This is a genomic window from Streptomyces sp. NPDC058701, assembly GCF_042715295.1.
In the GTDB taxonomy this organism is placed as follows: Bacteria; Actinomycetota; Actinomycetes; order Streptomycetales; family Streptomycetaceae; genus Streptomyces.
This window is the reverse complement of record NZ_JBHXSY010000052.1, coordinates 23206-46735: the sequence shown is the minus strand read 5'-3', so window position 1 is coordinate 46735 and position 23530 is coordinate 23206. Positions and strand designations below refer to the sequence as shown.

General features: G+C 75.0%; 17 protein-coding genes. 12 read left to right on the top strand and 5 right to left on the bottom strand.

Annotated features, from left to right (window positions below; genetic code table 11):
* Nucleotides 1–223 precede the first annotated feature (223 nt).
* From ACFWW8_RS33540 to ACFWW8_RS33530, 3 genes are all read left to right on the top strand, one after another.
* The gene (locus ACFWW8_RS33540; RefSeq protein ID WP_386535295.1) at nt 224–1069 is read left to right on the top strand and encodes a GNAT family N-acetyltransferase; all 846 of its coding nucleotides are present in this window, start codon (nt 224–226) and stop codon (nt 1067–1069) included.
* Nucleotides 1070–1177: 108 nt separating this feature from the next.
* Entirely contained in the window at nt 1178–1720 is a 543-nt protein-coding gene (locus ACFWW8_RS33535) for a GNAT family N-acetyltransferase (RefSeq protein ID WP_386535292.1), read from the top strand.
* A 43-nt stretch (nt 1721–1763) separates the two neighbouring features.
* The gene (locus ACFWW8_RS33530; protein ID WP_386535289.1) at nt 1764–3458 is read left to right on the top strand and encodes a proline--tRNA ligase; all 1695 of its coding nucleotides are present in this window, start codon (nt 1764–1766) and stop codon (nt 3456–3458) included.
* Between the two features lie 88 nt (nt 3459–3546).
* Here ACFWW8_RS33530 and ACFWW8_RS33525 read toward each other — a convergent pair whose 3' ends face one another.
* Genes ACFWW8_RS33525 through ACFWW8_RS33510 form a run of 4 tightly spaced genes read right to left on the bottom strand, consistent with a single transcriptional unit; the run spans nt 3547 to nt 6393 of the window.
* Complete coding sequence (locus tag ACFWW8_RS33525) at nt 3547–4467, bottom strand: slipin family protein (RefSeq protein WP_386535286.1); 921 nt, start codon at nt 4465–4467, stop codon at nt 3547–3549.
* A 42-nt stretch (nt 4468–4509) separates the two neighbouring features.
* Nucleotides 4510–5412, bottom strand: coding sequence for an aminoglycoside phosphotransferase family protein (locus ACFWW8_RS33520; protein ID WP_386535283.1), 903 nt, complete (start codon nt 5410–5412; stop codon nt 4510–4512).
* 16 nt (nt 5413–5428) lie between these two features.
* Nucleotides 5429–5887 (bottom strand): ferritin-like domain-containing protein, encoded by a 459-nt coding sequence (locus tag ACFWW8_RS33515; protein ID WP_386535280.1) that lies wholly within the window; start codon nt 5885–5887, stop codon nt 5429–5431.
* Nucleotides 5884–6393: a hypothetical protein gene (locus ACFWW8_RS33510; RefSeq protein ID WP_386535277.1), complete on the bottom strand. Its 510-nt coding sequence runs from the start codon at nt 6391–6393 to the stop codon at nt 5884–5886. Before ACFWW8_RS33510 ends, ACFWW8_RS33515 begins: the two co-directional genes overlap by 4 nt.
* A gap of 194 nt (nt 6394–6587) precedes the next feature.
* Between ACFWW8_RS33510 and rimP the strand changes: the two genes are divergently transcribed.
* From rimP to ACFWW8_RS33465, 9 genes are all read left to right on the top strand, one after another.
* Nucleotides 6588–7100 (top strand): ribosome maturation factor RimP, encoded by a 513-nt coding sequence (gene rimP, locus ACFWW8_RS33505; protein ID WP_386535274.1) that lies wholly within the window; start codon nt 6588–6590, stop codon nt 7098–7100.
* A 2-nt stretch (nt 7101–7102) separates the two neighbouring features.
* On the top strand, nt 7103–8131 hold the full coding sequence (gene nusA, locus ACFWW8_RS33500) for a transcription termination factor NusA (protein ID WP_386535272.1): 1029 nt from the start codon (nt 7103–7105) through the stop codon (nt 8129–8131).
* A 175-nt stretch (nt 8132–8306) separates the two neighbouring features.
* On the top strand, nt 8307–8594 hold the full coding sequence (locus tag ACFWW8_RS33495) for a YlxR family protein (protein ID WP_386535269.1): 288 nt from the start codon (nt 8307–8309) through the stop codon (nt 8592–8594).
* Between the two features lie 148 nt (nt 8595–8742).
* Nucleotides 8743–11877, top strand: coding sequence for a translation initiation factor IF-2 (gene infB, locus ACFWW8_RS33490; protein ID WP_386535266.1), 3135 nt, complete (start codon nt 8743–8745; stop codon nt 11875–11877).
* A gap of 178 nt (nt 11878–12055) precedes the next feature.
* The gene (locus ACFWW8_RS33485) at nt 12056–12349 is read left to right on the top strand and encodes a DUF503 domain-containing protein (RefSeq protein WP_267717480.1); all 294 of its coding nucleotides are present in this window, start codon (nt 12056–12058) and stop codon (nt 12347–12349) included.
* 33 nt (nt 12350–12382) lie between these two features.
* The gene (gene rbfA, locus ACFWW8_RS33480) at nt 12383–12844 is read left to right on the top strand and encodes a 30S ribosome-binding factor RbfA (protein WP_386535261.1); all 462 of its coding nucleotides are present in this window, start codon (nt 12383–12385) and stop codon (nt 12842–12844) included.
* A complete protein-coding gene (truB, locus tag ACFWW8_RS33475; RefSeq protein WP_386535259.1) occupies nt 12841–13749 on the top strand; it encodes a tRNA pseudouridine(55) synthase TruB in 909 nt (302 codons plus the stop codon). The genes rbfA and truB overlap by 4 nt, the downstream gene beginning before the upstream one ends.
* Before the next feature lie 3283 nt (nt 13750–17032).
* Complete coding sequence (locus tag ACFWW8_RS33470; RefSeq protein ID WP_386535257.1) at nt 17033–19498, top strand: hypothetical protein; 2466 nt, start codon at nt 17033–17035, stop codon at nt 19496–19498.
* A gap of 127 nt (nt 19499–19625) precedes the next feature.
* Complete coding sequence (locus tag ACFWW8_RS33465) at nt 19626–20582, top strand: bifunctional riboflavin kinase/FAD synthetase (protein WP_386535254.1); 957 nt, start codon at nt 19626–19628, stop codon at nt 20580–20582.
* Nucleotides 20583–20681: 99 nt separating this feature from the next.
* Here ACFWW8_RS33465 and ACFWW8_RS33460 read toward each other — a convergent pair whose 3' ends face one another.
* On the bottom strand, nt 20682–23204 hold the full coding sequence (locus tag ACFWW8_RS33460) for an SCO5717 family growth-regulating ATPase (protein ID WP_386535251.1): 2523 nt from the start codon (nt 23202–23204) through the stop codon (nt 20682–20684).
* Nucleotides 23205–23530: the final 326 nt, after the last annotated feature.

Below are 23530 nucleotides of genomic sequence, written 5' to 3'. Positions count from 1 at the left end.
CGATGAAGATCGCCGAGCAGATGGAGAAGGACGGCGTGACCTCCGGCGAGCCCACGGTGGCCATCGGCGTCTGATCGGCCGGGCCCCCACGGACCCCCGCCCCGGCCCCGTTCCCGCAGCTCGGGGGCGGGGCCGGGGCTTTTTCGTGACCTGCGGGACCCGGCATCCCCCAGCGGCTGCGGGTACAGTGCGGAGATCAGCAGACTTGCATGGTGAGGCCCCAGTGTTGACGCAGACCACCACCCGGGTCCTTGAGCCCAGTGATCTCGACGCCGCGCTCGACGTCCTCGGACGCGAGCCGGTGGCGAACGCGTTCGTCACCTCACGGGTCCAGGTCGCCGGACTCGACCCCTGGCGCCTGGGCGGCGAGATGTGGGGCTGGTACGCCGACGGCGAGCTCCGCTCCCTCTGTTACGCCGGCGCCAACCTGGTCCCCGTCTGCGCCGGACCCGACGCCGTGCGCGCCTTCGCCGAACGGGCCCGCCGCACCGGCCGCCGCTGCTCCTCCATCGTCGGTCCCGTCGAAGCCACGCGGCTGCTCTGGCAGCTCCTGGAGCCCGCCTGGGGTCCGGCCCGGGACGTCCGGTCCCGCCAGCCCCTGATGACCATCGAGCAGCCCTCCACCACGGTCGCGCCCGATCCCGCGGTCCGCCGCATCCGCAAGGACGAGATGGACATGATCATGCCCGCCTGCGTGGCCATGTTCACCGAGGAGGTCGGGATCTCGCCGATGGCCGGCGACGGCGGCCTCCTCTACCAGGCCCGGGTCGCCGAACTCGTCGCCACCGGCCGCTCCTTCGCCCGCGTCGAGGACGGCAAGGTCGTCTTCAAGGCGGAGATCGGCGCCGCGACCGCCCGCGCCTGCCAGATCCAGGGCGTCTGGGTGGACCCCGAGTTCCGCGGCCGCGGACACTCCGAGACCGGGATGGCCGCCGTCGTCGCCTACGCGCTGCGGGACGTGGCCCCCGTCGTCAGCCTCTACGTCAACGACTTCAACGCCGCGGCGCGCGCGTCCTACCGCCGCGTCGGCTTCCGCGAGGTCGGCGCCTTCATGAGCGTGCTGTTCTGAACGGCGTGCCGTTCCGAACCACGGGCGCGCCGCCCCGCCCGCCTCCCCATCGGAACCGGTGCGCCGACGGCATACCGGCCCGCCCGTACCGCCAAGTAAGGTCGCCGCATGCTGCCTACCGGACTCCGCATCGGCCCCCTCGACCTCGCCGACCGGGTGGACGAGGCCCTGCGCGTGCAGGCCGTCGCCTTCGGCCTCAGCGAGGAGGAGGTCGGCATCCGGCGTTACATCGTCCAGCGCCACATGGTCTGCCGGGGCGCCCGCGCGCTCGGCGCGTTCACCGAGGACGACGCGCTCACCGGCTTCGTGTACGGCATGCCCAACGACCGCACGCACTGGTGGTCCAGCATCGTCGAACCCCACCTGGTGGCCGGCGGGCACGGGGCCTGGCTCGACGACTCCTTCGTGATCACCGAGCTGCACGTCCACCCCGGCTTCCAGGGCCACGGCGTGGGCCGCGCACTGATCACCGGCATCACCGACGCCGCCGCCGAACCGCGCTCGATCCTCTCCGCCATCGACACCGACAGCCCCGCCCGGGGGCTCTACCGGGCCCTCGGCTACACCGACCTCGCCCGCCGTGTGCACTTCCCCAGCGCGAGCCTCCCGTACGCGGTCATGGGCGCCCGGCTGCCGCTGCTCCGCCCCTGATTCCGGTTTCCGCCGTCCCCGAGGGCCCCGGTAGCCTCCCCGCATGTCTACGCAACACGTGCAGCGCATGTCCCGTCTCATGGCCAAGACCCTCCGCGAGGACCCGGCCGACGCCGAGACCCTCAGCCACCGGCTCCTGGTCCGCGCCGGCTACGTCCGGCGCAGCTCGGCCGGGGTGTGGACGTGGCTGCCGCTCGGCAAGCGGGTCCTGGACAACGTCTCACGCGTCGTCCGCGAGGAGATGGACGCGATCGGGGCGCAGGAGGTGCTGCTCCCGGCGCTCCTGCCCAAGGAGCCGTACGAGGTCAGCGGGCGCTGGTCGGAGTACGGCGACCTGCTGTTCCGCCTCAAGGACCGCAAGGGCGCCGACTACCTGCTCGGTCCCACCCACGAGGAGATCTTCACCCTGCTGGTGAAGGACCAGTGCACCTCGTACAAGGACCTGCCGGTCATGCTCTACCAGATCCAGACCAAGTACCGCGACGAGGCCCGCCCCCGGTCCGGAGTGCTGCGGGGCCGCGAGTTCCAGATGAAGGACTCGTACTCCTTCGACGTCTCCGACGAGGGCCTGGAGGAGTCGTACCGCCTCCACCGCCGGGCGTACGTCCGGATCTTCGAGCGGCTCGGCCTGGATCACCGCATCGTGTCGGCCGTCTCCGGCGCCATGGGCGGCTCGGCGTCCGAGGAGTTCCTCGCCCCGGCCGAGGCCGGCGAGGACACCTTCGCGGACTGCCCCGCCTGCGACTACGCGGCCAACACCGAGGCCGTCACCTTCGCCCTGGCGCCGGCGGCGGGGGAGCACCCGCCGCTGGAGGAGGTCGACACCCCCGACACCCCGACCATCGAGACCCTGGCCGCGCACCTGGGCGTTCCCGCCTCCGCGACCCTGAAGAACCTCCTGGTGAAGGTCGACGGCGAGATCACGGCGGTCGGCGTGCCCGGGGACCGCGAGGTCGACCTCGGCAAGCTCGGCGAGCACCTGGCCCCCGCCGTCGTCGAGCTCGTCACCGCCGAGGACTTCGCCGGCCGGCCCGACCTCGTCCGCGGGTACGTCGGCCCGCAGGGCCTGGAGAAGGTCCGCTACCTGGCCGACCCCCGGGTCGCGCCCGGCACCGCCTGGGTCACCGGCGCCAACCGGGCGGACACGCACGCCCGGAACGTGGTCTGCGGCCGCGACTTCGAGGTGGACCGGTACCTCGACGTCGTCGTCGTGGAGCCCGGCGACCCCTGTCCCTCCTGCGGCACCGGTCTGCGGCTCGACCGGGCGATCGAGATCGGGCACATCTTCCAGCTGGGCCGCAAGTACGCGGACGCCTTCGGACTCGACGTGCTGGGCCGCGAGGGCAAGCCGGTCCGGGTGACCATGGGCTCGTACGGCATCGGCGTCTCGCGCGCGGTGGCGGCGCTGGCCGAGCAGACGGCGGACGAGCGCGGCCTGTGCTGGCCGGCGGCGGTGGCCCCGGCCGACGTCCACGTGGTCGCGGCGGGCAAGGCCGTACCCCTCGCCCTCGCGGAGTCGGCGGCGTCCACCCTGGCGGCGGCCGGCCTGCGGGTCCTGCTGGACGACCGTCCGGGCCTGTCGCCCGGCGTCAAGCTCACGGACGCGGAGCTGATCGGCGTGCCGTGGATCCTGGTCGCGGGCCGCCGCTCGGCGGAGGAGGTCGTCGAACTGCAGAACCGTGCCGCGGGCACCCGCGAGGAACTCCCCCTGGCGGAGGCCCTCGCCCGCCTGACGTAGCCGGACCGCGCCCGCGTCCCTCCGCGGAGGCCCCGGGGCCCTTGGAGGCCCCGCAGGCGTGACGGCCCGGGGAAGCGGGCACGAGGGTCTAGCCCGGGGACGGGGCCGCCGGGTCGGGCGGCCCGTCCGGGGCCGGTTCGCCGCCCGGCGCCGTGCCGGTCCCGGCCGGCCCGGGGCCCTCGGTGGCCGGGCCGGCCGGAGCGGAGTCCCCGCGCGCGGACGCCGCCGCGGGGTCGTGGGGGGCGGGAGCCGGGGCCGCGCGCTCCAGGAAGCGCAGGAGTTCCACCGGGAACGGCAGCACCAGGGTGGAGTTCTTCTCCGCCGCCACCGCCACCACCGTTTGCAGCAGCCGCAGCTGGAGCGCCGCGGGCTGCTCCGACATGACCTCCGCCGCCTCGGCCAGCTTGTGCGAGGCCTGGAGTTCCGCGTCCGCGTTGATGACGCGGGCACGGCGCTCGCGGTCGGCCTCCGCCTGCCGGGCCATCGACCGCTTCATCGTCTCCGGCAGCGACACGTCCTTGATCTCGACCCGGTCGATCTGGACGCCCCAGCCCACCGCCGGGCTGTCGATCATCAGTTCCAGGCCCTGGTTGAGCATCTCCCGGTTGGAGAGCAGGTCGTCCAGGTCGGACTTGCCGATGATCGACCGCAGCGAGGTCTGCGCCATCTGCGAGACCGCGAAGCGGTAGTCCTCCACCGCCACGACGGCGCTGGCCGGATCGACGACCTTGAAGTACACGACGGCGTCCACCCGCACCGTGACGTTGTCCCGGGTGATGCCCTCCTGGGCCGGCACCGGCAGCGTCACGATCTGCATGTTGACCTTGCGCAGGCGGTCCACGACCGGCACGACCGTGGTGAACCCGGGACCCCGGACCTCCTCGCGCAGCCGCCCGAGACGGAACACCAGACCCCGCTCGTACTGCTTCACCACCCGGGCGGCGAAGCCCGCGTAGACCGCGACGCCCGCACCGGCGGCTACCGCCGCTGTCAGCAGTTCCTCGACCATGACGGCTCCCTGCCGGACATACCTACCTATGTACGGTATGCCCTACAACCAGGCCGCGAACTCCAGCAGCAGCTCCGCATCCCGGCGCCGCCCCGCGGCCAGTGCCCGGTTCCCCGACTCCACCGCCCGGAACAGCGTCCAGCCGCGCAACCGGTCCCGGTCCACCTCCAGGGCGTCGGCCAGCCGGTTCATCCGGCGCCGCGCGCCGGCCGCCCCCGCCGAGGTGGCCACCTGGTCCTCCAGCCGGTCCCGGACCAGCCGCGCCAGGTCGTACGCCCGCTCCCCGACCAGGGGATCCGGACCCACCGCCAGCCACGGGGCCCGCTCGCCCGCGAGCACCTTGCCCTGCCGGAAGTTCCCGTGGAGCACCAGCTCCTCGCCGGGCACGGCCGTCAGCTCCCCGCGCGCCGCCAGGGCCGCCTCGGCCAGCGGCCGGGCCTCCGCCGGGGCCGCGCGCAGGGCCGCCGCCTGCTGCTCCGTGCGCTCCGCCACCGTCTCCAGGCCGTGTCCCGCCGGCGGCGCCACCCAGAGCCTGCGCAGCGTGCCGCAGGCCTCCAGCAGCGCCTTCGTCTCCGGCAGGGAGCGCAGCGACACCTCCGGGTGCAGCCGCTCCAGCAGCAGCGCCCCGTCCTCCTCGTGGTACCGGGAGTCCAGGACGCGCACGGCCCCGAAGCCGCCCCAGTGGGCGAGTGCCGTCAGCTCCCGGTCGGGCCGGGCCTGCGGGGGAGCGAGCTTCAGGGCGGCCGGGGTCCCGTCGTCGTACCGGACGAGGACCACCAGACTGCTGCGCCCGCCCGGGGCCTGCACCCGCTGGGCCCGCACCCCGCGCCGGTCCAGCGCGGCCTCGGCGAGGCCGGGCAACTGCCCCAGCCAGTCCGCGTCCCGCGCCGTCTCCGGCAGCTCGCCGAGCGCCCGTACAAGCCGCTGCGGCGGTTCGAATGCCATGCGTGCGTGATCCCTTTCAGCTGGTCCGGGCTCGTTCCGAGCGTTCCGCGAGCCCAGGGAAGGCTACGCCGACACCACGCCAGCGTGCCGCGCGGACGGCCGCGGCGCTCAGCGCGTCGGCCGCCTCGCGGCGCAGCGGACCCTCCGCGGCCCGCACCAGATCTGAGTAGGCCCCCGCCACCCGCTCCTCGATCTCCGCGGCCAGCCGCTCGGCGTCCGCGGGCGTGCGCACCGCGAACGGCAGCGCGTACGCCGCCTCCGAGGGCCGGGGCGAGCCGCCCAGCTCCCGCACCGTCCGGGTGAGCGCGTCGCGCCGGGCGAGGTGGCCGCCGAACGCCTCCCGGGCCTCGTTCGCGCGCGCCGCGGCGGCCCGGGCGCCGATCACCCCGTAGCCGTACGCGGCCGCGTGCTCGGCGGCCAGGGCGGCCTGCGCCGCTTCCAGGGCGCGGCCGGCGGGGGCGGGCTCGGGCTTCACGACGCGGCTCCGGGGTTCGAGGTCAGCAGGTACGCGTGCACGGCGCCGCAGGCCGCCACCGAGGCCAGCAGCCGGGCCAGCTCCCCGGGGGCCGCGGCCAGGTCGATGGTCCGGGACTCGGACAGGGTCCGCTCGGCGTCCGCGAGCGCGGCCAGCGCGTCGGCGGGCTTCGCGGGCACCGGCCCGCCGGGCCCCACCGCGGGCGCGGCCGCCCCCGTACCGCCGGACGGGGGAGGCGACGCGGCGGCGGACGGGGAGCCGGTGGCGGCGGGGGACAGGGCCGCCGCGTGCGCCGCGACGGCGGCGCGCAGCGGCGCGATCCGCTCCGCCAGGGCCGGATGGGCGGCGGTCGTGGCGTCGTAACGTTCCAGCAGGCGCGCGCTGTCACGAACAGCCGTCGCGCGCATCCGCCGTTCGAGCGGAACCACGGAGTCGCCGCCGGACGGGCCCCCGTCGCACCCGGACAGCAGCACGGCGCCGGCCGCACCGGCCGCTCCGGCCAGCACGCTTCTTCGCGAGGGTCTCAAAGACGGGGTCCAGGGCACGGCGGCGTCCTCGGGGGTGCGGCGGGGCAGGGTGTGATCACGGTACCCGGGGCCCCGTCCACAGGGCGGACGGCAACACCCCCCGCGACCGGATACCCTTTGACCTGACGCACGACGGAAACCACAACAGCACACGCGGCCGAGGAGTCACCCGGATGAGCACCACCCAGAGCGACAGGCTGCGCGGATTGCTGGAGCCGCTCGTCGCCGCCAAGGGCCTGGACCTCGAGGACATCGAGCTGTCCAAGGCGGGCAAGCGCCGGATGCTGCGGATCATCGTGGACTCCGACGAGGGCGTGGAGCTGGACGCGTGCGCCGAGCTGAGCCGTGAGGTCTCCGACCAGCTCGACGCGTCCGACGCGATGGGCGAGGACGAGTACGTCCTCGAAGTCAGCTCCCCGGGCGCGGACCGCCCGCTCAGCGAGCACCGTCACTACGTTCGGGCGATCGGCCGCCTCGTCAAGTTTCAGCTGACCACCGAAGGTGAGAAGGGTGCCGGGGAGCTCGTCGCCCGCATCCTCGACGTCGACGACGAGGGGCTGGACCTGGAAGTACCGGGCGTGAAGGGCCGCAAGGCGACCGCCCGCCGCATCGCGTTTTCCGACATCGCCAAGGCGCGTGTCGAGATCGAGTTCAACCGCAAGGACAAGAAGGAAGAGGAGGCGTAGTCGTGGACATCGACATGAGTGCCCTGCGGGGTCTGGTCCGGGAGAAGGAGATCTCCTTCGACCTGCTCGTCGAGGCGATCGAGTCGGCCCTCCTCATCGCGTACCACCGGACCGACGGGAGCTTCCGCCGCGCACGCGTCGAGCTGGACCGCACCAACGGTCACGTGGTCGTGTGGGCGACGGAAGACCCGAGGGACCTCGAAGAGGGACAGGAGCCCAAGGAGTTCGACGACACCCCGTCGGACTTCGGCCGGATCGCCGCGACGACCGCCAAGCAGGTGATCCTGCAGCGTCTGCGCGACGCCGAGGACGACCTGACCTTCGGCGAGTTCGCGGGCCGTGAGGGCGACGTCATCACCGGCGTCGTCCAGCAGGGCAAGGACCCGAAGAACGTCCTCGTCGACATCGGCAAGCTCGAGGCCATCCTGCCGGTGCAGGAGCAGGTGCCCGGCGAGGACTACACGCACGGACTGCGCCTCAAGGCGTACGTCGTGCGCGTGGCGAAGGGTGTCCGCGGTCCGTCCGTGACCCTGTCGCGCACCCACCCCAACCTGGTGAAGAAGCTCTTCTCCCTGGAGGTCCCGGAGATCGCCGACGGCAGCGTCGAGATCTCCGCGATCGCCCGCGAGGCCGGCCACCGCACCAAGATCGCCGTCCGGTCCACCCGCTCGGGCCTGAACCCGAAGGGTGCCTGCATCGGCCCGATGGGCAGCCGCGTGCGCAACGTGATGGCCGAACTGCACGGCGAGAAGATCGACATCGTCGACTGGTCGGACGACCCGGCGGAGATGGTCGCGAACGCGCTGTCCCCCGCCCGGGTGAGCGAGGTCCAGGTCGTCGACTGGGACACCCGCTCCGCACGGGTGACCGTGCCCGACTACCAGCTGTCCCTGGCCATCGGCAAGGAGGGCCAGAACGCCCGCCTCGCCGCTCGGCTCACGGGCTGGCGCATCGACATCCGTCCCGACACCGAGGTGTCCTCGGACACAGACCGGGACGGGAACGCGGACCGGGGCGCCGACCGGGAATAAACCGGTACCGGCCGGGGCTTCCCGGGCGGTACACAGGATCACGACGCCGCGGACCGGAACCTCGTACGAGGTTCCGGTGGTTTCGACAGCGGATCGTGGGACATCGGATCACGACAACATCCGTTCGATTTTTCACCTGAAGGGGTGAGGTCGCTACGGGGAGGTAGACTAAGGCGTGTCTGGCCGGACGCAAGCCCGCGCATGCCCCGAACGCACCTGTGTGGGGTGTCGGGAGCGAGCGGCCAAGAACGAACTGCTGCGCATCGTGGCGGTCGGGGACGCGTGCGTCCCCGATCATCGCGGTACGCTGCCCGGCCGGGGTGCCTACGTGCACCCCGCCGTGGTCTGCCTCGACCAGGCGGTCCGCCGCCGGGCGTTCTCCCGGGCCCTCAGGTCCGCCGGAACGCTCGACACCGCGGAACTGCGCACAGCCGTGGCCGTTCAGGCCGAGGCGACACCGTAAGACGTAGAACGGCACGGATGCCCCGTGCGGTCAGGTACCTCGCGAGTTGGAAGTAGGTCGAGATTGCGATGAGCACTCGATGAGTACGCGATGAGTACGCCCATGAAGTAGCAACGGTCCGGCGTAACCCGGACCTAAAAGGAGCGAAGTGGCTAAGGTCCGGGTATATGAACTCGCCAAGGAGTTCGGAGTTGAGAGCAAGGTCGTCATGGCCAAGCTCCAAGAACTCGGTGAATTCGTCCGTTCGGCGTCCTCGACGATCGAGGCGCCGGTTGTACGCAAGTTGACCGACGCGCTGCAGGGCCCCGGCGACAACGCCGGCAAGTCCGCCGCAAAGCCGGGTGCGCCCCGCAAGGCCGCGCCCGCCAAGCCCGGGGCCCCGGCCCCGGCACGTCCCGGTGCGCCGAAGCCCGGCGCCCCGGCCCCCAAGCCGGTCGTCGCGGAGGCCCCGGCCGCCGCAGCGCCCGCACCGGTGACCCCGGCCGGTTCCGGCCCGCGTCCCGGCCCGAAGGCCCCGGCCGCCCCGAAGCCCGCTCCGGCGGCTCCCGTGGCGACCGAGTTCTCCGCGCCCCCGGCGGCCCCGGCCGCCCCGGCGCGCGCCGAGCGCACCGAGCGTCCCGCCGCCGCGGCTCCCGGCCCCCGTCCGGCGCAGCAGCGTCCGGCCCAGGGTCAGGGCGGCCAGTCCGGCGCCCGTCCCGGCGCCCCGCGCCCGGCCGGTTCCGCCCCCGGCGCCCCGTCGCAGCGTCCCGCGGGCCCCGGCTCGCAGGCCCCGCGTCCCCAGGGCGCCCGTCCGGCCGGTCCCCGTCCGGGCAACAACCCCTTCACCTCTGGTGGCTCCACCGGCATGGCGCGCCCGCAGGCGCCCCGTCCGGCCGGCGCCCCCCGTCCCGGTGCCCCCGGCGCCGGCGGCGGCCAGGGTGCCCCCCGCCCGCAGGGCGGCCCCGGCGGCGCTCCGCGTCCGCAGGGCGCGGGCCGTCCCACCCCGGGCGGCATGCCGCGCCCGCAGGGCGGCGCCCCGCGTCCCGGTGGTGCCCCCGGTGGTAACCGTCCCAACCCGGGCATGATGCCGCAGCGTCCCGCTGCCGGTGGTCCCGGTCCCCGTCCCGGCGGCGGCCCCGGTGGCCGTGGTCCCGGTACGGGTGGCGCAGGTCGTCCCGGTGGCGGCGGCGCTCGTCCCGGTGGCGGCGGCGGCTTCGCCGGCCGTCCGGCCGGTCCGGGCTCGCGTCCCGGCGGCGGTGGCGGCTTCGGCGGTCCCCGTCCCGGTGGCGGCGGCTTCGGCGGCGGTCCGGCCGGTGCCGGTGGCGGCGGTCGTCCCGGCTTCGCCGGGCGTCCCGGTGGTCCCAATGCCCGTGGTGGCACGCAGGGTGCCTTCGGCCGTCCCGGTGGTCCGGCGCGTCGCGGTCGCAAGTCCAAGCGTCAGAGGCGCCAGGAGTACGAGGCCATGCAGGCCCCGTCGGTCGGCGGCGTGATGCTGCCGCGCGGCCAGGGCGAGACCGTTCGCCTGTCGCGCGGTGCCTCCCTCACCGACTTCGCGGAGAAGATCAACGCCAACCCGGCGTCGCTCGTCGCCGTGATGATGAACCTCGGCGAGATGGTCACTGCCACGCAGTCCGTCTCCGACGAGACGCTCGAGATGCTGGCCGGCGAGATGAACTACACGGTTCAGATCGTCAGCCCGGAGGAAGAGGACCGCGAGCTCCTCGAGACCTTCGACATCGAGTTCGGCGAGGACGAGGGCGGCGAGGAGTTCCTCATGCCGCGTCCGCCGGTCGTGACCGTCATGGGTCACGTCGACCACGGTAAGACCCGACTGCTCGACGCCATCCGCAAGACGAACGTCGTTGCGGGCGAGGCCGGCGGCATCACGCAGCACATCGGTGCGTACCAGGTCGGTACCGAGGTCAACGGTGAAGAGCGCAAGATCACCTTCATCGACACCCCCGGTCACGAGGCGTTCACCGCCATGCGTGCCCGTGGTGCCAAGTCGACCGACATCGCGATCCTCGTGGTCGCGGCGAACGACGGCGTCATGCCGCAGACGATCGAGGCGCTGAACCACGCCCAGGCGGCCGGCGTGCCGATCGTGGTCGCGGTCAACAAGATCGACGTCGAGGGTGCCGACCCGGTCAAGGTGCGCGGTCAGCTCACCGAGTTCGGTCTGGTCGCCGAGGAGTACGGCGGCGACACGATGTTCGTCGACATCTCCGCCAAGCAGGGTCTGCACATCGACTCCCTGCTGGAGGCCGTCGTCCTCACCGCCGACGCCTCGCTCGACCTGCGCGCCAACCCGGAGCAGGACGCTCAGGGTATTGCGATCGAGTCCCACCTCGACCGCGGCCGCGGTGCCGTCGCCACCGTCCTCGTCCAGCGCGGTACCCTCCGCGTCGGCGACACGATGGTCGTGGGCGACGCCTACGGCCGAGTGCGCGCCATGCTCGACGACAAGGGCAACAACGTCGAGGAAGCGGGTCCGTCGACCCCCGTCCTGGTCCTGGGTCTCACCAACGTCCCCGGCGCCGGCGACAACTTCCTCGTCGTCGACGAGGACCGCACGGCCCGTCAGATCGCCGAGAAGCGTGCTGCGCGTGAGCGCAACGCCAACTTCGCCAAGCGCGTCCGCCGGGTGTCCCTGGAAGACCTCGACTCGGTCCTCAAGGCCGGTCTCGTCCAGGAGCTCAACCTCATCATCAAGGGCGACGCGTCCGGTGCGGTGGAGGCCCTCGAGTCCTCGCTGCTCCAGCTCGACGTCGGCGAAGAGGTCGACATCCGCGTCCTGCACCGCGGTGTGGGTGCGGTCACCGAGTCCGACATCAACCTGGCGATGGGCTCCGACGCCATCGTCATCGGCTACAACGTCCGTGCGGCCGGCCGTGCCGCGCAGATGGCGGAGCGCGAGGGTGTCGACGTCCGCTACTACTCGGTGATCTACCAGGCCATCGAGGAGATCGAGGCGGCCCTGAAGGGTCTCCTCAAGCCGGAGTACGAAGAGGTCGAGCTCGGTACGGCGGAGGTCCGCGAGGTCTTCCGCTCGTCCAAGCTGGGCAACATCGCCGGTGTCCTCATCCGGTCCGGCGAGGTCAAGCGCAACACCAAGGCGCGGCTCCTGCGCGATGGCAAGGTCATCGCCGAGAGCCTCACCATCTCCGGTCTGCGCCGCTTCAAGGACGACGTCACCGAGATCCGCGAAGGCTTCGAGGGCGGTATCAACCTCGGAAACTTCAACGACATCAAGATCGACGACGTCATCGCGACGTACGAGATGCGCGAGAAGCCCCGCGCGTAAGCGCGAGGCGGTTCGCACCGTGTCGTAACACCGGGGCCGGTCGGCGGAATATCCGTCGATCGGCCCCGGCCGTTGCGTGTACGGTTCTGGTGACCCGGCCGCACGGCAGCCGGGTGATCCTGCCGGACGACGGCCCGGCAGGCCACCGAACCCGCACCGGCGGGACATCCGGAACTGCATGTACGTGGGGACTCTGTCCTTCGATCTGCTCCTCGGCGACGTTCACTCGCTGAAGGAGAAACGCTCCGTCGTCCGGCCCATCGTGGCCGAGCTCCAACGCAAGTTCTCCGTGAGCGCGGCGGAGGTGGGCGACCAGGACCTGCACCGCAGGGCCCGACTCGGGGTCGCTCTGGTGAGTGGGGACGCGGGGTTCCTCTCGGACGTACTGGACCGCTGCGAGCGGCTGGTCGCGGCACGTCCGGAAGTGGAGCTGCTGTCCGTACGACGGCGCTTCCACGGTGATGAAGACTGATTGCTTGTCTGCAAGAAAGAAGGAGACGGACCAGTGGCCGACAATGCGCGGGCGAAGAAGCTGGCGGACCTCATCCGGGAGGTGGTGGCCGAGAAGCTGCAGCGCGGTGTCAAGGACCCCCGCCTCGGTACGCACGTGACCATCACGGACACCCGGGTCACCGGCGACCTGCGGGAGGCCACGGTCTTCTACACGGTCTACGGGGACGACGAGGACCGGGCCAGCGCGGCAGCGGGCCTGGAGAGCGCCAAGGGCGTTCTGCGCTCCGCGGTCGGCCGGGCGGCGGGAACCAAGTTCACGCCCACCCTGACCTTCATCGCGGACGCCCTCCCGGAGAACGCCAAGACCATCGAGGACCTCCTCGAGAAGGCGCGGACCTCCGACGCCCAGGTGCGCGAGGTGTCCTCGGGTGCGAAGTACGCCGGCGACGCCGACCCGTACAAGAAGCCCGATGAGGACTCCGACGACTCCGACGAGGACGCAGCCGCGGAATGAGCACCGAAGCAGGGAAGACTCCGGACGGCCTTGTCATCGTCGACAAGCCGTCCGGTTTCACGTCGCACGACGTGGTCGCGAAGATGCGGGGGATCGCCAGGACCCGCCGCGTGGGCCACGCCGGCACGCTCGACCCGATGGCGACGGGCGTGCTGGTCCTGGGCGTCGAGAAGGCCACCAAGCTCCTCGGCCACCTCGCGCTCACGGAGAAGGAGTACCTCGGCACGATCCGGCTGGGCCAGAACACCCTGACGGACGACGCCGAAGGCGAGCTGACCTCCTCCACGGACGCCACCGGGGTCACCCGGGACGCCGTGGACGCGGGCATCGCCACGCTGTCCGGCGACATCATGCAGGTCCCGTCCAAGGTCAGCGCCATCAAGATCAAGGGCGTGCGCTCCTACAAGCGCGCCCGTGACGGCGAGGACTTCGAGATCCCGGCCCGGCCGGTGACCGTCTCGTCGTTCCAGGTGTACGACATGCGCGAGGCGGAGGCCGAGGACGGCACCAAGGTCGTCGACCTCGTCGTCTCCGTCGTCTGCTCCAGCGGTACGTACATCCGCGCCCTCGCCCGCGACCTCGGCGCCGACCTCGGCGTGGGCGGACACCTGACCGCGCTCCGGCGCACCCGGGTGGGCCCGTACAAGATCGACCGGGCGCGGACGCTGGACCAGCTCCAGGAGGAGCTGACCGTCATGCCGATCGGCGAGGCGGCCGCGGCCGCCTTCCCGCGCTGGGACCTGGACGCCCGTCGGGCCTCGCTGCTCGCCAACGGCGTGCGGATCGAGATGCCGGAGGTGTACGGGGACGGCCGGACGGTCGCGGTCTACGGGCCGGAGGGCGCGTTGCTCGGGCTCGTGGAGAGCAAGGGCGGGAAGGCGAAGTCCCTGGCGGTCTTCGCCTGACGGCCGGGTCGGGCCGGGTTGGTCGGGCCGGGCCGGGTGGTCGGGCTGGGTCGAGCCGAGCCGATCCGATCTGCGGAGCGTCGACGTCCTGTTGGGGCGGCGGCGCTCCGTTCGTCTGTGGTCGTGCCCTGTCGTCCCCTGTCGTGCCCTGTCGGGGCCGACTGGTGTTGACGTGGAGCGGTGAGCGCACATCGCTTGCTGCTCACCGCTCCACGACCCCCCTCGGGTAGGTCTCTATCCATCCGGGCCCCTGTATTCACCCGTCCGAGCAGGCGCTCGGAGTGAATGGAGGGAGCGTAAGGGGGCGCGTTCGTCTCGCGTGCTGTTCGTGCTGATCTTCACCTGCCTACCGTCGTGCGTACGCGGCGTTGCGGGGAGTGGTGCGGCCATGGCGGAAGTTGCGGACGGGGCGGACGGGACGGACCCGGGCGGAGCGGACGGGGCGACCCGGGCGGGTGCCGGTGCCGGGGTGGGAGTGGGGGCCGGGGATCCCCGGCTCGTCCGGATCTGCGACCACGCCGGGCTGACCCGCGGCAGCGGGTTCGTCGCCGACGACCTGGGGACGGTGGTCACCAGCCACGAGGCCGTCGAGGGCCTCACCCGGGTGGTGCTGCACGGGCCGGGACCGGCGGGGCGCGTGTGGGTGGCCCGCCCGCAGGACGTCACCCCGCTGCCGGAACTCGCACTGGCGCTCGTACGGACCGACGGGCTCGGGATGCGGCCGCTGCCGGTGGCGGAGCGCGGGGTGATCGCGCCGGGGACGTACGTACGGCTGCTCGCGCGGGGGTGGCGCCAGGCGCGGGTGCTGGGGAGTGTGGAGGTGTCGCACCGGGCGGCGGACGGGCGGCGGTACGCGCTGCCGGTGCGGCCCTCGGAAGTGGTGCGGGTGTCGGGACGCCCCGGGGATCCGGTGCGGGTGGGGCCGGCTGTGGAGCTGGCGATCGGCACGGACGGGCGGGACGCGCTCCGGCTGGGCGGCGACGTCTGCGGGGGGCCGGTCCTGGACCCGGAGACCGGAGCGGTGCTTGCGGTCGTGAGCACTGCTCTGCGGGCGGAGCACCGCTCCGGCTGCTTCGCGGTGGCGCTCCGGGCGGCGGCCGCGGCCGCTCCGGGCGGCCCGCTCTCCGCGCTGCTGGAGCGCAACGCGACGACCGTGCCGGCGTACGGCCCGGACCTGAACCTCGCCGGAGCGCTTCAACTCGCCGGCACCACGCTCGCCGCGGCCGGCGCCCCGGACCCCGCCGAACTGGTGGACCGGCCGGGGGCCGCCGCCGAACTCGCCGCGTTCACGGTGGGGAGCCGCCCCGTGCTGGCCGTCGTCGGAACCCCGGGCACCGGCCGTACCACCGTCCTCGCGGCGCTGGCCGGACGCCGGGCCGCTGGGGAGCCGCCCGCGCCGACGCTGTGGCTGCGGGGGGCGGACCTGCGGGCCGGGGACGCCTCGCTGGCCGACGCGGTGGCCCGGGCGCTGGACGACGCCGCCCGCGCCGTCACGGCTGCTGCGCTCCCGTCGGCTGCTGCGCTCCCGTCGGCTGCTGCGCTCCCTTCGGTTTTCGCGGCCCGCCCTGCTCCCTGTGCGTGCGCGGCTCCTGGGGCTGGCCCTGCAGGCGGGGTGGATCCCGTACCCTCGGCCGCTTTCGGCCCGGGGGTCGAACAGTCCGCCGCCGTGGGGCTGTTGGGGGACCCCTGGGCGGGTCGGGCGCCCGTCCAGCGGCGAGACGCCCGAGCGGCGGGCCCGTACGCGTCCTCGTCCGCCTCCGCGTACGCCGTGCCGCTCGTGGTGCGGGGTGCCGGTGGCCGGAACCCCGGTGCGCGCTGGGACGCCGCCATCCCTGCCCCGGAGGAGTACGGCCGGAGCGACCGGGCGGCTCCGGCGCGGGACGCCGGAGCGGGGGCTGGGCCGGGGTGGGGATTCGGGCCCGGTCCGGGGGCGGGCACCGGGTACCGGGACGTCGGGGGGCCGGCAGCACGGCAGGGCCCGGGGGCGGGGGTGCTGCCCGGGGCGGGTTCGGACGCCGGGACCGGTCGCGGAGGCAGTGAGGGTGCCGGGCGTCGGACCGGTTCGGGCTCGGTCCCGCATGCGGGAGTTGAGTCCCGGGGAACCGCGGTGGGCGGTGCCGGTCCCGACGCCGACGCCGATGCCGGGCGTCAGCCCGGGGCGGGGGCTCGCGGAGGCCCGGGGGCGGAGCCCGGAGCGAGTGCGGAAGCGGACGATGCGTACGGCAGCGATGCGGGCCCGGAGCCTTGCTCGGCGCCCGGGGCCGGGTCGAGGGCCGGGACCGGGGCCGGAGCGTGGGGTGGGGTCGGTGGCGGAGCCCCGGGCAGGGCGCGTGTGGGGGATGAAGAGGCGGCCGGAGCCGGAGGGCGGCTCGGTACCGGGGCGTGGGCCGGCGCAGGCGACGGGATCGGTGCCGGTGCCGGTGCAGTCGACAACGACGGTGGAGGAGCTGGTGCGGGGGGCCGTGCGGGCATCGGTGACGAGGCCGGAACCGGAGGGTGGGCAGACTCCGGTGACGGGGTTGGTGCGGGAGCTGGTGCCGGAGACCGTACCGGGGTCGGTGAGATCGCCGGGACCGGGGCGGCGCGGTTCGGTGTCGGGGCTGGGGAGGCGGCCGGTGCCGGGTCCGGCGCTGGGGCTGGGGGCGGTGTTCGGGCCGGGGGCGTAACCGGGGTGGGTGCCGGGTCCCGTGGCGGGTCGGTCGCGGCGTCCGGGCCGACGGGGTGGCTCGGCTCGGGCCCGGGTGCTGCCGCCGGGGCAGGTGAGCCGGCCGGAACCGGGGTGTGGGCCGGCGCCCGGATCGGTGAGGCGGTCGGTGCCGGAGCCGGAGCCGGAGCCTGCGCCGCTGCAGGCGACGGGGTCTGGGATGCGGCCGGAGCCGGAGCCGGAACCGGAAACGGAACCGGGGCTTGGGCAGGTGCCTGGGACGGCGGCGGGGCTGGGGGAGTGGACGGTTTCGGCGGTGGTGCGGAAGCACCCGGAGCTCGGGCAGGGGGCGTGGACGGGGCTGATGAGGTAGCCGGAACCGGGGCGTGGATCGGTGTCGGGACCGGATCGGCGTCCGTTGCTCGGGCAGGGGGCGTGGCCGGAGCCGGAGGTGGAGCCGGACGTGGAGGCGGTGCGGGTGTCGCGCGTCGGGGTGGGGCGGTCGGGATGCCCGGGTCGGCGGGGCGGCTCGGGCCGGGATCGGACCACCCGGGTACCGGGGTCGGGGGCGCCGGGTGGGGGGACGCTGCCGGCGGGGGCGTCGAGGGCGGCAGCGGTTCGGGGAGATGGGGCGGGGACGTGGTTCGGGACGTCGTGGAGGTGGTGGCCCGTGCCGGGCGGGAGGTGCTCGTCGTGCTCGACGCCCCCGAGGAGATGCCGCCGGAGCTCGCGCGGGGCCTGGGGCCCTGGACCGAGGCCACCGTCGGCTGGCTGCGCGCGAGCGGGGTGCGGCTCGTACTCGCCGCCCGCCCCGAGCACTGGGAGTGGGCCGGGGCTCTCTATCCGCCCGGGGCCCTGCACACCCCCGCCCGGCCCGCCCGGCGGCTGCCGCCCGCGCTCCCGCTCGGCGACCTCGCCCCCGCCGAGGCCGGGGCGCTGCGCGCCCGGCTCGGCATTCCGGCCGGTGCCGTACGGGAGGCCGACGCCCGCCACCCGCTCACCCTGCGCCTGCTCGCCGGGATCCGGGCCGCCGGGGTCACCGCCGGATGCCCCGGCCGTGACGAGGTGTTCGCCGCCCACCTCGACCTCCTGTGTCTGCGCACGGCCGTCCGGATCGCGGCCGCCCACGCCACCAGGCCCGCCCACGCCACCAGACCCGCCGCCACCACCGGACCCGCCGCCACCGCCGCCACGACCCGCTCCGCCGGGCCCACCGCCGCTACCACCGCCACCGCTGGAGCCGCGGTGTACGGCCCCGGTGTTCGCCGGCTCGCCGCGCGCGTGGCCGGCCGGGTCCACGAGGCCGCCCGGCGCTGCCTCGGGCCGGGGCGGGGCTCGCTGCCCCGGGACTCCTTCGAGGAGCTGTTCCCCCTGCGCACCGGCTGGGCCGCCGCCGTGCTCGCCGAGGGACTGCTCGTACCCGCCGGGACCGGCTACCGCTTCGCCCACGAGGAGCTGTCCGACTGGCTCCAGGCCGCCCACCTCGACGTCACCGCCGCCCTCGCCCGACTCGTGCACGGTCCCGCCGCTCCGGGGCCGCCCGTGCCCCGGCACCGCATCGGCCCCGTCCTGGAAGCCCTGCGCCGGCTGCCCCCCGACGCCCTCGGCCGGGAGCTCACGGGCCTCGTGCGGCGGCTCCACCAGCTGGCCGAGGACGCGACCGCCGGGCCCGACCGTGCCTGGTGGGCCGCCCGGCTGCTCCGCGAGACCCTGCTGCGGGCCCCCGATGCCCACCCCCACCTGCCCGTGCTGCACGCCCTCGCCGAGCACGTGACCCGCGCCGGGCCGGGCTGCTTCGACGGCCGGTTCTGGAACCGGCTGCGCCTGCCGGAGCCCGACCGGCTGGACCTGCTGCGTCGCCTGCTGCCGGCCGATCCCGCCGAAGCGCTCCCCGGCGACCGCTGCCTCGACGCCGCCGCCCGCCGGCTCGCCCGGGACCCGCGGCGCGCGCAGCCGCTGATCTGCGCCTGGTTCGACGACGAGCGCCGGCTGCGCGGCCGGCCCGGAGCCACCGTCGCCACCGCCGCCCAGGCCCTGTTGTACGCCCACCGCGGCCTGGCCGTGGACGACCTCGCCGAGGCGCTCGTGACCGCCGCGCACCCCCGCGCCGACGAACTGCTCGCCGTCCTGGCCGAGGAGGAGCCCTCCGCCCTGTCCCGGGCCGTGGACCGCTGGGCCCACGACGAACGGCCCGGCCGCCGGGTCGCGGCCGCCACCTACGCGCTCGCCACCGCCCCGCACGTGCGCACCCCCGCCGACCGCGAGCTGCTGCGCGGCGCCGCCCGGGCCCTGCTCGCCCGTCCCGCCGACGCCCCGCTGCACGGCAGCGCCCTGGCCGTGCTGCTGCGCGACCCCCACACGCGCGGCCACTACCTCCCCGACGCCCTCGCCTGCTTCGCCGCCCCCGGCCACGGCTCCCGGCTGCCCGCCGAAGCCCTGGTCGCCGCCCTGCCCGTACTCCCGGACCCCGACGCGGTGTTCGCCGCGCTGCGGGCCCGCGCCGACGGGGAGGTGCTGCGGGCGCTGGCCGCGCTGACCACCCCCGGGCTGGCCCGGCGCGCGGCCGACCTCGTACGGGAACACCTCGAGCGGCGCCCCGAGGACGCCCCGCACGCCGCCGCGTTCGTGGACCGGCGGCTCGAACACGGCCCCGCGGCCGAGCCCGTGCTGCGCCCCCTCGTCCTGGAGCTGCTGCGCACCGCCCCGGTGGCGGTACGGGCCGAGCTGGCCGCCGTGCTGGCCGCGCCGGGCGGGGAGCCCTCGTACGTGCTGCGCGGCGAGCTGGCCGCCGTACTGCTGCGCGAGGAGACCGACCCGCAGGTCCTCGACGCCTTCCTCGGCGGGGTCGCGGCGGGGGTCTCCGGGCGCCCGGAGAGCCGTACGCGGGAGCTGCTGCGCCGCACCGGACGGCAGCTGCTGCGGGCTCCCGGCGGGCCGGCCGTGTTCGAGCGCCGGACGGTCGAGCTGGCCCGCAGCGACCCGGCCTTCGGGGCGCTCGTGGCCGGCTGGCTGGCACAGGCGCAAGCGGAGGCGGCCGCCCTGCTGGGGCCGAGCGCGCGGCGGACGGTGGAGACGCTCGGCAGGGCGGCCGCGGATGTGACGTGACGACCTGACACGGGAGGTCTCCGACTCCGATGCCGATGCGGGGCACCGGCCACCGGCATGGCAGTCTTAGACCTGCAATCGGCAATCGGTACAGGGTCCACACGGGTTCGGGCGAGGAGCGGTCACAGTGCAGCGCTGGCGTGGCTTGGAGGACATCCCCCAGGACTGGGGACGCAGCGTCGTCACCATCGGCTCCTACGACGGTGTGCACCGCGGTCATCAGCTCATCATCGGACGGGCGGTGGCGAAGGCGCGCGCGCTGGGCGTCCCGTCCGTCGTCGTCACCTTCAGCCCGCACCCCAGCGAGGTCGTCCGCCCCGGCAGCCACCCGCCGATCCTGGCGCCGTACGACCGGCGTGCCGAACTCATGGCCGGGCTGGGCGTGGACGCGCTGCTGATCCTGCCGTTCACGGCGGAGTTCTCGCAGCTGTCGCCGGCCGACTTCATCGTGAAGGTGCTCGTCGACAAACTGCACGCGCGCGCCGTCATCGAGGGCCCGAACTTCCGCTTCGGCCACCGGGCCGCGGGGAACGTCGACTTCCTGCGCGAGCTGGGCGCCACCTACGACTACGAGGTCGAGGTCGTGGACCTGGTCGAGCGCGGCGAGGCGGGCGGCGGCGTGCCGTTCTCCTCCACGCTGGCGCGCAGGCTCGTCGCCGAGGGGGACATGGACGGCGCGGCCGAGATCCTGGGCCGCCCGCACCGGGTCGAGGGCGTCGTGGTGCGCGGTGCGCAGCGCGGACGCGAGCTGGGCTACCCGACGGCCAACGTCGAGACGCAGCCGCACACCGCGATCCCGGCGGACGGGGTGTACGCGGGCTGGCTGACCGCGGACGGCGAGCGGATGCCCGCGGCGATCTCGGTCGGTACGAACGTGCAGTTCGACGCCACCGAGCGGACCGTGGAGGCGTACGCCATCGACCGCGTCGGCCTGGACCTGTACGGCATGCACGTGGCCGTCGACTTCCTCGCCTACGTGCGCGGGATGGCGAAGTTCGAGTCGCTCGACGGGCTGCTGGAGGCGATCGCGGACGACGTGAAGCGGTCGCGGGTGCTGACCGGGGCGTACGACTCGGAGCGATGACACCGGCCGCGCCGGAACGAGCGGGAAGGGCCCGTACCACCCCCGGGTGGTACGGGCCCTTCTTCGTCCGCGTCGCAGGATGGGCGCGTCCCCGTCCCCTCAGCCGAGGCGCGGGTCGCGCGGGGGCTGGGAGGGCTGGGGCGGCTGCTGGGGGTGCTGCTGCGGTGCCGGGGGCTGCTGCCAGGGCTGGCCGGGCTGCGGGTAGGGCCGGCCGTAGGGCTGCGGGGGCTGCTGGTACGGGGGCTGGCCCTGGGGCGGCCCGTACGGGGACGGCTGGGCCGGACCGTGGGGCTGCGGGTGGGGCTGATGGGGCTGAGGCTGCTGGGGAGCGCCCCAGTGGTTCTGCGCGGCCTGCTGCTGCGCGCGGGAGAAGTCCTCGGCCACCAGGGCGGAGAGGTGGAAGTACGCCTCGCGGGTCTTGGGCCGCAGCATGTCGAGGTCGACCTCGGCGCCGGCCGCGAGGTGCTCGTCGAAGGGCACCACGACCACGCCCCGGCAGCGGGTCTCGAAGTGCTGCACGATGTCCTCGACCTTGATCATCTTGCTGGTCTCGCGGACCCCCGAGATGACGGTGAGGGACCGCGAGACGAGGTCGGCGTACCCGTGGGCCGAGAGCCAGTCGAGGGTGGTGCTGGCGCTGCTGGCGCCGTCCACGGACGGGGTCGAGATGATGATCAGCTGGTCGGCCAGGTCCAGGACGCCGCGCATGGCGGAGTAGAGGAGCCCGGTGCCCGAGTCCGTGAGGATGATCGGGTACTGGCGTCCGAGCGTCTCCAGGACGCGGCGGTAGTCCTCGTCGTTGAAGGTCGTCGAGACGGCCGGGTCCACGTCGTTGGCGATGATCTCCAGCCCGGAGGGCGCCTGCGAGGTGAACCGGCGGATGTCCATGTACGAGTGGAGGTACGGGATCGCCTGGACGAGGTCGCGGATCGTCGCGCCGGTCTCGCGGCGGACGCGGCGGCCGAGGGTGCCGGCGTCGGGGTTCGCGTCGATCGCGAGGATCTTGTCCTGGCGCTCGGTCGCGAGGGTGGCGCCGAGGGCGGTCGTGGTCGTGGTCTTGCCGACGCCGCCCTTGAGGCTGATGACGGCGATGCGGTAGCAGGACATGACCGGGGTGCGGATCAGCTCCAGCTTGCGCTGGCGCTCCGCTTCGGCCGCCTTGCCGCCGAAGCGGAACCGGCTTCCGACACCGCCCCCGCCACTGTTGTTCCTGGACTTCTGCTTGTTGCGCAGCAGCCGGTCGGAGGACAGCTCGACGGCGGCCGTGTAGCCGAGCGGCGCCCCGCCGGTGGCCTGCCCGGCGGCGTAGCGGGGGTCGTGCTGCGCCTGCGGCCCGGGGGACCACTCGGAGGCGGCCCTGGGGTCCGGCTGCGGGGCCTGGGGCTGGGCCTGGGCCTGCGGGGGGTACGGATACGGGTACGCGTCCTGCGCCGCGAACGTGGGCGGCAGCGACGGCAGCTCTCCGCCCGGTCCCCCGAAGGACTGCTCGGGGCCGGGCTGCGGCACCTCGGGCGGGCCCGCCGGTCCCGCGGCGGGGGTCCCTCCGAACGGGGTCTCCCCGGGCGCGGGCACCGCTGCCGGGGCGGCGTCGCGGTACGGGCCGGGCGCGGGGGTCCCGGCGGCGTGCGCCGGACCGGGAGCCGGGTACGGGCCGGGCGGCTCGACCGGCGCCGGGGCCGGGTACGCCACCGGCGGCTCGACCGGAGCCGGGGCGGCGTCGTGGTACGGGCCGGGCGCGGGGGTCCCGGCTCCCGCGGCGTCGGCCGGGGGCGCGTCCCCGGGCAGCGCGTCCCGGGGCGCGTCCGGGTACGGCCCGCCCTCGGACGGGGGTTCCCGGTGCGGCGCGGGCGGGACGGGGGCGTCCCCGTAGGGCGCGTCCTGGACCGGCGCGTCCTCGCGGGGCGCTGCCGCCGCCGGCGGAACCGGCATCCGGTGCGGGTCGGGTACGGGCGCCGCGGCCGCCGCCGGGGTCTGCGGCGCACGCCCGGCGGCCGGGGCGCCGTACGGGCCGGACGCCGGGGGAGCGACCGCGACCGGCGCGGGGGCTCCGTACGGGCCGGGCAGCTCGGGCGCCGCGTCGCCGGGCGCGAGCGGAGTCCGGGCCGCGGCGGGCGCGGGCGCCTCGTCCCCGAGCGGCGCCGGAACCGGCACCGCGGGCGCGGGCGCCGGAGCCCGGTACGGGTCCTGCGGCTCGGCCGCGGCCGGAGTTCCGGGAGCCGGCACGGGAGCCGGGGCGGGAGCCGGCACGGGAGCCGGCACGGCGGCGGGCACCTGAGCCGGCCCCGCCACCGGGGCGGACGGCGTCGGCTCCGGGGGAGCGGACGGCGTCAGCGGCTCCGGGGGAGCCGACGGCAGGCCCGCGCCGTCCGAGGGCGTCCTGGGGGCCGGCGGAGCGGTCCGCGCCGGCGGGGTCGGGGGCCCGTCCGAGGGCCGGTGCGGCTCGAAGCCGCTCCCCGCGGGCAGACCCGGGACGGAGACGGCCGGAGCCGCGTCCTGCGTGTACCAGGCCGGTGGGGTGTAGTCGATGGTGAACTCGCCCGTCAGCTCGGGCTCCGCGTCGGACTGATCGTCCGTCGGGACGTCCCACGCCCCGCCGCGCCTCTCGTTCCGATCGCCGCTCACTGGTCCTCCTGGTCTGTCGTACACGGTCCGGCGTCCACCTCGACGCCGCGGCCGCGCCCAGCCTAATCGCGCCCCGACACGAGTGTCCGCCGCCCGTACCCGCCCCACCCGGCCGGGGTCCCTCCCGCCCGGACCGGAAGCCGGGCCGTCCCCGGTCCGTCTCCCTCGGACCGTGCCGGGCCCGCGCCGCCCGGCACCGCATCTCGCCGCGTCGCCGGGCCGGCCGAGTCCGTCCGGTACTCGGCCGAATCCGGCCGGCCTTCCGCCGTGCGGTGCACGGCACCGGACAGCGCGGTCCCGGCCGGCGGGATCCGAAAAAGGCTCCC

Excerpts from the sequence above, each read along its gene's own strand:
- ACFWW8_RS33535 (WP_386535292.1), top strand. The coding sequence starts at position 1,178 with ATGCTGCCTACCGGACTCCGCATCGGCCCCCTCGACCTCGCCGACCGG.
- ACFWW8_RS33530 (WP_386535289.1), top strand. The coding sequence starts at position 1,764 with ATGTCTACGCAACACGTGCAGCGCATGTCCCGTCTCATGGCCAAGACC.
- ACFWW8_RS33525 (WP_386535286.1), bottom strand. The coding sequence starts at position 4,467 with ATGGTCGAGGAACTGCTGACAGCGGCGGTAGCCGCCGGTGCGGGCGTC.
- ACFWW8_RS33520 (WP_386535283.1), bottom strand. The coding sequence starts at position 5,412 with ATGGCATTCGAACCGCCGCAGCGGCTTGTACGGGCGCTCGGCGAGCTG.
- rimP (WP_386535274.1), top strand. The coding sequence starts at position 6,588 with ATGAGCACCACCCAGAGCGACAGGCTGCGCGGATTGCTGGAGCCGCTC.
- ACFWW8_RS33485 (WP_267717480.1), top strand. The coding sequence starts at position 12,056 with ATGTACGTGGGGACTCTGTCCTTCGATCTGCTCCTCGGCGACGTTCAC.
- truB (WP_386535259.1), top strand. The coding sequence starts at position 12,841 with ATGAGCACCGAAGCAGGGAAGACTCCGGACGGCCTTGTCATCGTCGAC.